Origin of the sequence: Clostridium sp. (genome assembly GCF_051656525.1) — a bacterium.
Lineage (GTDB): Bacteria > Bacillota > Clostridia > Clostridiales > Clostridiaceae > Clostridium.
Genome location: NZ_JBOGCC010000271.1, coordinates 1 through 13,252 on the forward strand (window position 1 = coordinate 1; position 13,252 = coordinate 13,252).

A 13,252-nucleotide genomic window follows, 5' to 3' on the forward strand; every position below is an offset into this window, starting at 1 on the left:
AAGAAGTAAAAGAAGAAACTTCAAAATAGGAAAAATAAGAAAGCATCATCTAGAAATGTATGATGCTTTCTTTTTAATTTAGAATTAGCAAAGGCTAGTTCATCTTTTTTATATATACTTATTTTAAAATGAAGCTTGGTTCCTTTAGGATAAAATTTTTTCAAGAAGGGCTAAGGAATTTTCTGAAGCTTGGATACAGTTTGCTTCAAAGTTTTCTATACCGCTATCATTTTCTGTGTCTGTTATGGAGCGTATGGCTATGAAGGGGATTTTATTTACATAGCATACATGTGAAATAGCGGCTGTCTCCATATCTACACAAAGAGGATTATATTTTTCAATTATCTCTCTTCTACCAATATCACTTATAAATGCTTCACCAGTTACTATTTTCCCAAAGTAAATTTTCTGTGGAAATGTATTATTTTTTACTACATTCTTAATTAAATTTAGAAGTTTTTCATCAGATTTAAAATAAATACTTTTCATCCAGGGATGATATTCTGTTAATATTCCATCTTCAACATCATGATAAGAAGTTTCTGTTGAAATAACAGTATCTCCAATATTTAAATTTTTATCAATTCCACCAGAAACACCTGTTACTATAATGTTAGTTACATTGAATTTATCTATTAAAATTTGAGCTGCAATGGCTGCATTTACTTTGCATACACCGCAATATAAAGCAACAACCTTAATGTTATTAAATTCACCAGTATAAAAGTTTAACATTGCAATTGAAAGGACTTTCTTATTTTGTAGTTTATTTATAAAAGGCATAATTTCATCTTTTGATGGTCCAATTATTCCAAAGGTCATTAGCGTACCTCCTTTTAAATTTTATTATGTTATAATTATACAAAATTGTATTATTTATGTATATGAGTTTAATGAAGAATTTAAAATTAAAAATTTAGAATTAGGGGGAGTTTGGAGCGACTATTTGAGGGACTCAAAATTTACCTAGTGGTAAATTTTATTATGGAAAAGATAAAGAGTAATTGACTAAAGTTTAAAGACCTAGAGTCTGTTATAGAAAATTGTTGCTATTGAGAGAAGTAGGAAGTAGGAAGTAGGAAGTAGGAAGTAGGAAGTAGGAAGTAGGAAGTAGGAAGTAGGAAGTAGGAAGTAGGAAGTAGGAAGTAGGAAGAGGTAGAAAGTAAGGGAGTAGGGTTTGGAGATGTAGAGACTGTTGCAGAAAATAGGGAAGTGGAAGGTGCTGAGAGGAATGGAGAAAATAGTTCTTGCATTTTTGCAGGTTTTTATTATATAATAATTATTATTAAATAGAAGATTTTATACGGGAGTGATGATGATGAGTAAGATTAGTTTAACATATGAAAATAAAACTTATAGATTAGAAGTATCTGGTGAAATGATTAAGGAATTTAGAAGCTATGAAGAGGCTTTAAGTGAGTTCTCTAAGAGAGTTTCTGAACTTGATAATAGTGAAGAGGGAAAATGGCTTTCTATGGTTGAGTCTTTAAAGGGATATGACGAGGAAGTTTCTATAAATAATGAATTTAAAAGCATGGAGTATAAGGGTGTTAAGTATTTCTTGAAAACTGATAAGGCTTTTTATATGGAAGATGGAGAAATGATTCCTTTACTAGGAGGATTTAATTTCTTTAAAGCTCTTGTTATTTTAGATAAAAATAATGAAGTTGGTGATGTTAAAGAGTTTGTTTTATTCTTAAAAAGACTTTCTATAAAGAGAGTTAACTATAGATTAAATGAATTATCACTTCTTGTACTTGGAGCTATGTTTAACTATGGTTCAGCCGAGTTTAACTTTCAAAGTAAGAAACTTAATAAAGGTGCTTCTATTGTAGATTGTACTTTTGTGGAATTTAAGGAGTATGTTTTAGGAATAGTTAAGTAATGAAAAATTGAACCGATACAATTTTATGTCTATTTTATTACTTTGTTTTTATTCTATTTTATCTAAATTATTCTTAGATAGCTTATTTAGGAATGTAAGAGCCTTTTTTATGTATAATATAAATGTAAATATTTTTTTTTTGCGGGTGTATAGCATTTACAAAGAAAAAATATCCATATATTCTAAAGTTAGAACAAATGAAAAGGTGATGATTTTGATGAATACAAGTAAGGAACATAAGAAAATTATAGGGCTTATTTTTACTGCCCTTATGATAGCTTTAGTTTTTGTAGCAGGAAGTATTATAAAGATTCCTACATTTGATGGTTTTATTCAACCAGGAGATTGTATGGTTTTAATAGCAGGACTTCTTTTAGGTAAGAAAAAGGGATTTATAGCAGGTGCTGTTGGTATGGCTTTTGTTGATATAGCAGCTGGATATGTTATATGGGCACCTTTTACTTTTATCATAAAAGGGCTTATGGCTTTAGCTGTTGCAGTTATTCTAGAGAGAGCTGAAAAAAGATCTATGAAATTATACATATTTGCATTTATTATTGGTGGCGTTGTAGACTTAGTTGGATATTTTATAGCTAATGCAATAATGGGTGGCGTTATTACAGGAGTGGCTGTAGGATTTGTAGGAAGTATATCTTACGCAGTTGCTCATTTTGTTGGAGATTTATCAGAGGTTGTAGTAGGAATAATAATAGCAATTGTTTTAGCTCCAATAGCTGAGAAAATAAGACAAAGAGTTCTTAATTAAAAATTTAGAAAAAGTTCCTTTTAATAGGAGCTTTTTTTGTTTAGAAAAAATATATGAAATAGGAAAAGTATATTAAAATGTTAGTCTATCTTAAGTAGTAGTGCATAGAAAATTTAAAAAATGGAATTACTTAGTCTTTTTGTTAAATAATATTAAAAAATATTAATAGTTTATCAATTAGTTTTTAAGGAAAATGGGAAAATTTATGTTATTATAAGAGCAGAAATAGGGAATGTATTTTATTATAAAAGTAAAGAGTTAAGTTTTAGTGAAAAAAATGAAGAGATAAATAATAATTAGAAATAAGGGGATGTATATTATGGAAACGAATACGAATAAAAAGGGTCATAACATAATACTAGCAATAGTATTAATTGTTGTATTAGTAGTTATATATATAGCAAGTTCTAAAGCATTAACTGCTTCAGCAAATTCAAATGCTTCAAATGCAGTTACGCCTAAGAATAATAATGCACTACAATTAAAAAGAGATAACACAGAAGCGAAGAATGTAACTTTAGGTTCTGGAACATATATAGTAGGAAAAGATATTAATCCAGGAAGATATGTTATAAAAGCAAAAAAAGGTGAAGGGAATATCACTGTTATTGATGCTGGAAATACACAATCTGTAAATGAATCTTTAGGAAAAGATAGTGCTAAAACTGTAACATATACTTTAAGTAAAAATGAAAAAGTACAGATTTCAGGATTAGAAGAAGTAGAATTTATACCAACTTCAAATAAAGTCACTGATATACTTACAACAGGTGAATGGAATGTAGGGATTGATATTAATCCAGGAACATATACAGCTACAGCAAAAAGTGGTGCAGGTGTTTTAGAAGTTTGTAGAGATGGAAAAATTATCAAAAGTGAAAAATTAAATGAGAATGGTAAAACATTTGAAAAAAGTACTGATATAAAATTAGCCTCTGGAGAAACAGTTGAAGTTTTAGGAATTAAAGAAATAGGTCTAAAAGTGAATAATTAAAAGTATAGTAAAGAAGCTGTCTAAGTTAAAGATAGCTTCTTTTTTTAAAGTAAAATAATTGAAAAGAAAGGTTTTACTAAAATTATTTCTTTTAAAAAGTTATGAATTATAGTAATAAAGAGTGTTTATATATAACTTAAAAAATAGAATTGACTAAAAAAAATCGTTGTTATATAATGTAGTACGATATTGAAATAATTAACAATGGTTGAATGATTTAAAACCATTTAAATTTGTTTAATATTTTTTTAAACTAAAGTTTAGTAATATCAAGTTTTATATTTAGTATTTCTAGGATGTTTTTTACAGAAATGTTTTTAATATAGCCTAGATACTAAGGTTTAGTATGTTTAGTAATATTAAGAAATTTAATGAAGAAAATTCTAAATTTTAGAAAAAAGAGCATGAAAATTATATAATGAAAGGATTTGAGGTTAGTTTTGAAAGAAAAGATAACACTTTATGGTTTTAACAATTTAACTAAAACTTTAAGTTTTAATATTTATGACGTATGTTATGCTAAGACTGAAAAGGAAAAAGAAGATTATATTAAATACATTGATGATCAATATAACTCAGAGCGTTTAACAAAAATATTATGTGATGTGACGGAGATTATAGGAGCACATGTTTTAAACATTTCAAAACAGGATTATGAACCGCAAGGGGCTAGTGTTAATGTATTAATTACAGAGGAAGCACTTCCAGTTGCACTAATAGATCCTTCATGCAATAAAGGGGAATTTTCATATATGCCACTTCGTGATAGTGTGATGGGACACTTAGATAAGAGCCATTTAACGGTTCACACTTATCCAGAATGTCATCCAAATCATGATGTAACTACATTTAGAGTTGATATTGATGTATCAACATGTGGTAAAATATCGCCACTAAATGCTTTAAATTATCTTATAGCTAGTTTTGACTCAGATGTTATTACTGTTGATTATAAGGTTAGAGGATTTACAAGAGATATTGCAGGAAGAAAGTATTATATTGATCATGAAATAAGATCAATTCAAGAATATATAGATAATGAAACTTTAAAGAATTATGATTGTATTGATATGAATATATATCAAGCAAACATGTTCCATACAAAAATGATGGTTAATGATATTAAGTTAAATAATTATTTATTTAATTCAGACCAACATGAATTATCTCCTCATGAAAGACGTGAGATTAGAGATAGATTATCAAAAGAGATGATTGAGATTTATGGTGGAGTTAATATTTATTAAAAGATAAGGGGGAATTTAAATGAAAGAGAAATCTCCTCAAGAGAGAGCACCTATTTATGAAGCTCTTAATTGGTATAAAAGTCAAAGGATTGTTCCTTTTGATGTTCCAGGACATAAGCAGGGAAGAGGAAATAAAGAACTTAGGGAGTTTTTAGGAGAAGACTGTTTAGCAGTTGATGTAAACTCTATGAAACCTTTAGATAATCTGTGTCATCCTACATCAGTTATAAAAGAAGCAGAAGAATTAGCAGCTAAAGCCTTTGGAGCTGATGATGCATTTTTTATGGTTAATGGAACTACATCAGCAGTTCAAGCTATGATTATGACTGTATGTAAAGAAGGGGATAAGATAATTATGCCTAGAAATGTCCATAGATCGGCTATAAATTCTCTTATACTTATAGGAGCTAATCCTATATATATAAATCCAGGAATTCATAGTAGTCTTGGAATATCCCTTGGAATGTCTTTAAAGGATATAAAAAAAGCTATAGAAGAAAATCCAGATGCTAAAGCAGTTTTTGTAAATAATCCAACTTATTATGGAATATGCTCTGATTTAAGAGAAATAGTAAAACTTGCTCATAGTCATGGAATGTATGTTTTAGTTGATGAAGCTCATGGAACACATTTTTATTTTGATAAAAGACTTCCAGTTTCAGCTATGGAAGCAGGTGCTGATATGGCAGCTGTAAGTATACATAAAACGGGAGGTTCTTTAACTCAAAGTTCTATGTTACTTATGAAGAATGATAGAATAAATCCACATTATGTTAGAACTATTATAAACTTAACACAAACTACAAGTGGGTCGTATCTTTTACTATCATCGCTTGATTTAGCTAGAAGAAATCTAGCACTTCATGGAGAGGAGATTTTTGAAGAAGTTATAGCAATTGCAGAATATGCAAGAAATGAAATAAACAAGATTGACGGATATTATGCTTTTTCTAAGGAAATAGTAAATAAGGATAATATTTTTGATTTTGATGTAACTAAGCTTACTGTAAATACTTTAGGAATTGGACTTGCAGGGATTGAAGCTTATGATATTTTAAGAGATGATTATGGTATTCAAATAGAACTTGGAGATATAGGCAATATTTTATCTATTATATCTGTTGGAGACACTAGATATAATATTGAAAGACTTGTATCAGCTTTAAGTGAAATAAAAAGAATTTACACTAAAGATAAAAAGGGAATATTTGATCATGAATATATAAATCCTATAGTTAGGAAATCACCAAAGGAAGCTTTTTATTCAGAAAAGGAAAGTATTCCCTTAAAAGAATGTGAAGGTAGAATTTCAGGTGAATTTGTAATGTGTTACCCGCCAGGTATTCCAATACTTGCGCCAGGAGAACTTATTACAAAAGAAGCTATAGAATGTATAACTGCATCTAAGGAAAAGGGTAGCCTTGTTACAGGTCCTGAGGATATGGATGCAAAAGAACTACAAGTTTTAAAATAAAAAAATTTAAGGAGTGGATTTAAAATGGAATTATGGTACACAGAAGAGCACTCACCAGAGGCTAGATTTTCAATTAAGGTAGATGAACAAGTATACTCAGATAAAAGTGAATTTCAAAGAATAGACGTATTTAAATCAAAAGAGTTTGGAACATTCTTTACTTTAGATGGTTTAATGATGGTAACTGAAAAGGATGAATTTATTTATCATGATATGATAGTACACATTCCTATGGCTACAAATCCAAACATAAAAAATGTTCTTGTAATAGGAGCAGGAGATGGTGGAACTGTAAGAGAACTTACTAGATATAATACTATTGAAAACATAGATATGGTTGAAATAGATAAATTAGTAGTTGACGTATGTAGGAAATTCTTACCTCAAACTGCTGAGAAATTAGATGACCCTCGTGTTAATCTTTTTTTTGAAGATGGATTAAAATTTGTACGTGAAGTTGAAAATAAATATGATTTAATAATAGTTGATTCAACAGATCCATTTGGACCTGGAGAAGGATTATTTACAAGAGAATTCTACGGAAATTGCTATAAAGCATTAAAGGAAGATGGAATTTTAGTTAACCAACATGAAAGTCCATACTACGAAGAGTATGCTAAATCAATGAAGAGAGCACATAAAAGAATTAAAGAATGCTTCCCAGTTTGTAGAGTATACCAAGCACATATACCAACATATCCATCAGGACATTGGTTATTTGGATTTGCATCTAAAAAGTATGATCCATTAACTGCTGATGTTGAAGCTTGGAACAACTTAGGATTAAAAACTAAGTACTACAACACAGACTTACACAAAGGATGCTTCGCACTACCAAACTACGTTAAGGAAATGCTTGAAAGTGTCCATGAATAGAAATGTGGAAACATTCATAGGGTGTGAATCTGAATACAGCGAAGCAACAACTGTAATATTTGGAGCACCTTTTGATGGAACAACATCATTTAGACCAGGTACAAGATTTGCAAGTAAAGTAATGAGAAGTGAGTCTTATGGACTTGAAACATATAGCCCATATCAGGATGTAGACTTAGAAGATTTAGCTATTTATGATGGTGGCGATTTAGATTTTCCTTTTGGAAATCCTGTAAAAGCACTAGAAATGATAGAGGATTATACAAGAAGTGTATTAAATGACAATAAAAAACCTCTTATGATAGGTGGGGAACACTTAGTAACACTTGGAGCTTTTCGTGCTGTATATGAAAAATATCCAGATGTACATGTAATTCACTTTGATGCACATACAGATTTAAGAGATAACTACTTAGGTGAAGAATTATCACATGCATCAGTAATAAGAAGAGTTTGGGATATAATTGGAGACGATAAAATATTTCAATTTGGAATCCGTTCAGGAGAAAGAGACGAGTTTTATTGGGCTAAAGATCATATGTACACAAATAAATTTAATTTAGATACTTTAGATAAAATAGTAGAAAAAATTAAAGATAAGCCAGTATATATAACAATAGATTTAGATGTATTAGACCCTTCAATATTTCCAGGAACAGGAACACCAGAAGCAGGTGGAGTTACATTTAAAGAGCTTATGAATGGAATACTAGAATTTAGAAAGCTTAATAATGTTGTAGGAATAGATATAAATGAACTATCACCACAATATGATACGTCAGGAACATCTACAGCAGTTGCATGCAAAGTACTTAGAGAAATGCTTATTGCATGTGATTAAAATGAAAAATTGAGAATTTTAGAATTAAAGAAAAACCGAATTGGTGAGGCTAATTCGGTTTTTCTAACTATTAATTATTAAAGTGTTTTAAGTAAATATATAATGTAGTAAAACTATTTAGATAGAGTAAATTGAAGTAGAGGGAGTTATTTTTATGAATATTGATATTAAGTTAAAAAATAAAGCATTAAATGAAGAAGAAATTTGTAATTTAAGATTTTTAAAAGAAGAGGATTTAGACCAAGTTATGGAACTTCAAGAACTTATAATGGAATGGCTTGATAATAGTGAACTTTATTCAGGGTCAGAAAGAGAACATTTCACACATTTTTTAGGTGAAAAAGGAAGAGCTATTGGATGTTTTAATAAAGAAGGAAAGCTTATAGGTATGGGAGTTTATGCAAAGCATGGATTAGATGAGCATAACTATGGATATGATATAGATTTAGATAATGAAGAACTTTTAAAAACAGCACAAATAGAATCAACAATAGTACATAAAGACTATAGAGGTAATAAACTTCAAAATATTATATGTAGAATAATTGAAAATTTAGCTATTGAGGATTCTATGAATAGAGTTATGGCAACTGTATCACCAGTTAACCCATATAGTTTAAATACATTTATAAATAATGGATATATTAAAGAACTTGAAAAGATTAAGTATGCAGGTCTTATGAGAGCAATTTTAAATAAAAATTTAGTTTAAAGATTTTAGCCTAAGGAAAGTGAATTTTCTTAGGCTTTTTTAGAACTTTTTTGGATGAGGATAGATGGAGAAAAGTGTAGAGACTATTATAGGCGATTGTTACTAGTAAAGAGAGAGTTCAGGAGAGAGAAGTTTAGAAGGAAGTTTGGGAAGAAAAGTGAGAGTTATGGAGTAGATTAGTGAATGCTGTGGGGGAAGAAAAAATGGAGTGGCTTTGATAATTTGATTTTTCGTACTATTCACTATTAATTGATTTAAAGTCTATTTTGTGGGTTTGGTGAATAGTATAATAATAGGAAAATTTTTTTGTTGTGAGTAATAATTTTGAATGGGAGTTTTGATTGTTATGGAAATTTTTAAGGAGGAGGTTTTTAAAAGTACATATTTTTATAGTAGAGAAGATGGAGTTATCGATGAGTCGATATTGCTTGTTGGTAGAAATGGGTTTGATGAGTATAGAGGAATTTTGGAGATTGATACTTTTAAAATAATGCAGTGTTGTATTGATGAAGATAATGTGTTGAAAATTGAGCTGAATTTGTATTTAGGAGAGACTCAGTTTGAGAGTTATGTTAATGAGTATGGTATTGAGATTTGTAGAAATATTGAGGCTTTTGATTTGGAGGAGATTAACTTTTCTAAGTTTCCTAAATTTAATCAAAGTTATGTTATGTATAATTTAAAGAAGGATTTTGAGGGGAAATTTGTAAAGCTTGATATAACTCATTTAAAGAAGTTTTTCTTTTCTGAGGAAAGGATTGGATTTACTATTTTAGGTCTTGGTGCTAGAGGTCTTGTTAGTTTTTGTAAAGATGAAAGAAGGGCTCCTTATTTAAAATTTGAATGTGAAAAGGTAAATAAGTATCCTAGAATTACTTTAGACAAGTATGAAAGGTCAGTGTATGGTTTTTTCATTAGTGATGAAGTTGAAACTGTATCTATAAAGAATTATAGAGCTATTCAGTGGTCGAAGGTTATCCAAAGTAGAGAAATTATCATTTGTAAGAATAAGTATGAGATTGAGATTTTAAGTGATGGCGTATATAGTGTTGATTATTTTTTGAATATACGTAGTGAATCTGAGGGATATATGTTTTTGAAGGTTGATTCTATGGAACTTGATTATAGCTTTGTTAAAACTACTTTTGATGAACATGGATATGTAGGGAAAGTAATCATAAAATGTAAAAAGGGTAGTAAAATAGCATTATGTCTACTTGGAAAGGGATTATTAATTCAAGAATTTGGTGGTATAGGAAATATAAAGGTAATAAAAATTTGAAAAGGTGTGGCAATTTTTAAAGGAAAGAATAAGATATATTATGCAATAAACTAAATTATAAAAGATAAGAAGGAGTGTTTAAAGTATGTCATTACCAAAAGTTCCGGATATGAATCCACAAGTTACAGTTGATAAACAAGATGCAGTTAATTTAATTTTATTTTCTATAGGAATGGAAGAGATAGGACTTAGCCATATTATAAATGCAGAAGGCGAAAAAATTCAATACGTATTAGGTACATTAGTTGATGCTGATGGAAATGCAATACCAGCTCCAGAAGGAGTAACAGTAGACAAAGTTTTAGAAGTTAATAAATCAGTAAGTAATTCCTTAAAAGATGTTTTAAGAAACCAATTATTATTACAATTAAAACTTGAAGATGCAATGACATTAGTTGATACAACACCAACACCAACACCAACGCCAACTCCATAAAATTTAAAATTAAAGAAAATTATTAGAGGAAAAAATAAACAGTATAGAATAAATTTGTTCTATACTGTTTATTTTAGTTATTTAAGTCTATTAAAAGGAATATAAGTATAACAAGAATATTGTATAGAAAAAGAGGTGAGGTTAAAATGTCAATGCCAAATATACCAGATATAAATCCAAAGATAAATTTAGATATTGAAGACAGTATAAAGGTTCTTCTTAACTCTATAGCAATGGAAGAACTTGGACTTAGTCATATTATTAATGCAGAAGGGGAGAAGCTTCAATATGTTTTAAAAAGTTTAGAGGAAAAGGCGAAAAAATGTTATGAATGTAGTATTTGTAGTTCTTATAAAAAGGGAGTTTTAGAGGATTTAGATTATATTTTAAAAGTTAATGAGTCAATAAATAATACTATGAAAACAATATTTAGAAGTCAAACTTTTCTGCAAATGAAACTAGAAAATGTTATTGAGATGAAAAAAATTATATTAGAAAATGAAAAAAAAGATATAGAACATACAAATGAATGTAATTGTAATGAAAAAATGTATGAACATAGATGGAAAGATTGTGAAACTAAGAGAGAAATAGGAGTAGAGCTTTTAGATGAAAATGTTGAAGTATCTTGCAGCCCTGTATTTCTAAAGGCACAGAATAGATGAAGATATTTTATATATTAAATGGAAGTAATGATTTATATGAATCTATTTTAAAGAATTTAAATGTATTTTTGAGCTTTATGACTAAAAGAAGTGATTTAGAAGGATATTGTATTTATAAAATTGAAAACTGTGATTATTTGAATATATGGAATAAGGGAGAAGAGAAATCTTCGAAAATAGGAATTTATAAAGTAAAAGGTGGTATAGTTAGCGAAGTTAAAAGTGAAGATTTCTTTATACAAGGAGAAGTTAGAGGAGAATTTGTTAAATATATAGATGTAGAGAAATTCTTAAATGTATATATGAAGGACTCAGAGTTTAATATAGTTTTAATTAGTGGACATGGTGGACCTTTTCAAGCTCTCTTAGATATGAAGGAAAGTGTAGCTTTTTCAATGAATACATATAATTTAGCTAATATATTAAATAAAAGAAAGATAGATTATTTAGTTTTAGATATGTGTTCTATGAATTATATTGAGGTTTTATATGAAATACTTTACAAAAATAAAGTAAAGAATTTAATTACGTATAGAAGCTTTGCACCTATTGAAGGAATTGATTTTAAAGATATTTTTAAATGTATAGAAAGTAATGAATTTGAAAAAGAATTTAAAAAATTAGATAGCCTATTAATTTGTTTAAATAAAGCAAGTGTTGAAGAATTTGATCTTTTTAGAATAAGTCAAAATAAAAGAATTTTAAAGCTATTATATAAAAAAAATAGAGAGTTTAAAAGTGGAATATATGTTTTAAGAACGGAAGGGATAAGAGTTGGAATTCAAACTAAAGGAAGTGAAAGAGTTGATGGAGATACTACAGGATATATTAAATATTTTCTTAAAAATAAATTAGAGAGAAATATTTATAGCATGTTTAAATATACTAAGGATAATTTGTGGAATATAGTAGTTAGAGGAGAATTTAAAATTTATGAAGAGAATATAAAATTAATAGAACTTGAAAATGAAGGGCTTGAAAATATAATTATGCAGTATGTAGAAGAAGACACAGCTCATAATTTAGTAGAAAAATATTTAGAAATAAAAGATGAGAAAAGAGAGGATTAGTTTATGGCATATATAGGAATAGACTTAGGAACTACAACATCAGAGATAGCAGTATTTAGAGATGAACAAGTTGAAGTAATAAAGAATATAGAAGAGGGAGAAAGCTATGTTGTACCATCTATTGTTTTAATAGATGGGGAGAATATTATAGTTGGTGATAAAGCTAAAAATCAAATGATATTAAAGGCTGACAAGATAGTGTCAGAGGTTAAAAGATTTATGGGACAAGATGTAAAGCTAAAGATAAATGAGCAAATATATACACCAGTTCAGATTTCAAGTATGATACTAAAAAAAATGAAAGATATAGCAGAGTTTTATTTAGGAGAAGAAATATCAGAGGCAGTAATAACAGTCCCTGCTAATTTTAATAATAAAGGAAGAAGAGATACCAAAGAAGCTGGAAGACTTGCAGGACTTAAGGTTAAAAGAATAATAAATGAACCAACAGCAGCAGCTTTAGCTTATGGACTGGATAAGGAAAATAGTGATTTAAAAGTTCTAGTATTTGATTTTGGGGGTGGAACATTAGATATATCAATTTTAGAGATGGTAAATAGAGTTATAGATGTGAAGATAAGTCGTGGAAAAAATATTGGTGGAAAAGATATAGATAAACTTCTTATGAGATATATTATAGAAAGAGTTGAAAAAGAAACAAATAAAGAAATAAATACTAAAAACTTAAGAAGTATTTCAATGCTTAAAAAAGCTAGTGAGGAGTGTAAAAAAAATTTAGCTTTCTATAAGGAGTGGGATGTTGTAATTCCAGGAATAGATAAAGATGAAAATGGTGAACTAATAGATGTAGATTGTGTTATTAAAAGAGAGGAGTTTGATTTTCTTATAAAAGAGATAATTAAAGAAGGAGAGGCTTTAATTGATGAGGCTTTAAATGGAGCTTTAATAAAGGCTAAGGATATAGATAAGATAGTTTTAGTTGGAGGTAGTACAAGAATAGTAGCAATAAGAGAAATGTTTAAAAGAAAATTTGGAGAAGAAAA

The 13,252-nt window shown here is 28.5% G+C and carries 14 protein-coding genes; 13 read left to right on the forward strand and 1 reads right to left on the reverse strand.

The genetic code is table 11. The annotated features are described in order from the left end of the window. Positions 1–144 precede the first annotated feature (144 nt). A complete protein-coding gene (locus ACRDDY_RS13350; protein WP_438565435.1) occupies positions 145–822 on the reverse strand; it encodes a 5'-methylthioadenosine/adenosylhomocysteine nucleosidase in 678 nt (225 codons plus the stop codon). A gap of 496 nt (positions 823–1,318) precedes the next feature. Here ACRDDY_RS13350 and ACRDDY_RS13355 point away from each other — a divergent pair, with 496 nt between their 5' ends. The 13 genes from ACRDDY_RS13355 to ACRDDY_RS13415 all read left to right on the forward strand — a co-directional run. Beyond that, the gene (locus ACRDDY_RS13355) at positions 1,319–1,885 is read left to right on the forward strand and encodes a hypothetical protein (protein WP_438565436.1); all 567 of its coding nucleotides are present in this window, start codon (positions 1,319–1,321) and stop codon (positions 1,883–1,885) included. 217 nt (positions 1,886–2,102) lie between these two features. After that, positions 2,103–2,651: an ECF transporter S component gene (locus ACRDDY_RS13360; protein ID WP_438565437.1), complete on the forward strand. Its 549-nt coding sequence runs from the start codon at positions 2,103–2,105 to the stop codon at positions 2,649–2,651. A gap of 319 nt (positions 2,652–2,970) precedes the next feature. Next, the gene (locus ACRDDY_RS13365; RefSeq protein WP_438565438.1) at positions 2,971–3,645 is read left to right on the forward strand and encodes a hypothetical protein; all 675 of its coding nucleotides are present in this window, start codon (positions 2,971–2,973) and stop codon (positions 3,643–3,645) included. A gap of 428 nt (positions 3,646–4,073) precedes the next feature. After that, positions 4,074–4,892, forward strand: a complete 819-nt coding sequence (gene speD / locus ACRDDY_RS13370) for an adenosylmethionine decarboxylase (protein ID WP_438565439.1) — start codon at positions 4,074–4,076, stop codon at positions 4,890–4,892. Positions 4,893–4,911: 19 nt separating this feature from the next. Continuing rightward, the gene (locus ACRDDY_RS13375; RefSeq protein WP_438565440.1) at positions 4,912–6,366 is read left to right on the forward strand and encodes an aminotransferase class I/II-fold pyridoxal phosphate-dependent enzyme; all 1,455 of its coding nucleotides are present in this window, start codon (positions 4,912–4,914) and stop codon (positions 6,364–6,366) included. A 24-nt stretch (positions 6,367–6,390) separates the two neighbouring features. Further along, positions 6,391–7,242 carry a polyamine aminopropyltransferase gene (gene speE, locus ACRDDY_RS13380; protein WP_438565441.1) on the forward strand — a complete coding sequence of 284 codons (852 nt, stop codon included), beginning with the start codon at positions 6,391–6,393 and terminating at the stop codon, positions 7,240–7,242. After that, positions 7,235–8,083, forward strand: coding sequence for an agmatinase (gene speB, locus ACRDDY_RS13385; RefSeq protein WP_438565448.1), 849 nt, complete (start codon positions 7,235–7,237; stop codon positions 8,081–8,083). Before speE ends, speB begins: the two co-directional genes overlap by 8 nt. A gap of 154 nt (positions 8,084–8,237) precedes the next feature. Continuing rightward, positions 8,238–8,795 (forward strand): GNAT family N-acetyltransferase, encoded by a 558-nt coding sequence (locus ACRDDY_RS13390; RefSeq protein ID WP_438565442.1) that lies wholly within the window; start codon positions 8,238–8,240, stop codon positions 8,793–8,795. A 346-nt stretch (positions 8,796–9,141) separates the two neighbouring features. Further along, the gene (locus ACRDDY_RS13395) at positions 9,142–10,077 is read left to right on the forward strand and encodes a hypothetical protein (protein WP_438565443.1); all 936 of its coding nucleotides are present in this window, start codon (positions 9,142–9,144) and stop codon (positions 10,075–10,077) included. An 85-nt stretch (positions 10,078–10,162) separates the two neighbouring features. Next, positions 10,163–10,513, forward strand: coding sequence for a hypothetical protein (locus ACRDDY_RS13400; RefSeq protein ID WP_438565444.1), 351 nt, complete (start codon positions 10,163–10,165; stop codon positions 10,511–10,513). 146 nt (positions 10,514–10,659) lie between these two features. Then, positions 10,660–11,178: a hypothetical protein gene (locus ACRDDY_RS13405; RefSeq protein WP_438565445.1), complete on the forward strand. Its 519-nt coding sequence runs from the start codon at positions 10,660–10,662 to the stop codon at positions 11,176–11,178. After that, on the forward strand, positions 11,175–12,248 hold the full coding sequence (locus ACRDDY_RS13410) for a clostripain-related cysteine peptidase (RefSeq protein ID WP_438565446.1): 1,074 nt from the start codon (positions 11,175–11,177) through the stop codon (positions 12,246–12,248). The genes ACRDDY_RS13405 and ACRDDY_RS13410 overlap by 4 nt, the downstream gene beginning before the upstream one ends. 3 nt (positions 12,249–12,251) lie before the next feature. After that, positions 12,252–13,252 (forward strand): Hsp70 family protein (locus ACRDDY_RS13415; protein ID WP_438565447.1); only part of this gene is annotated, 1,001 nt, incomplete at its 3' end.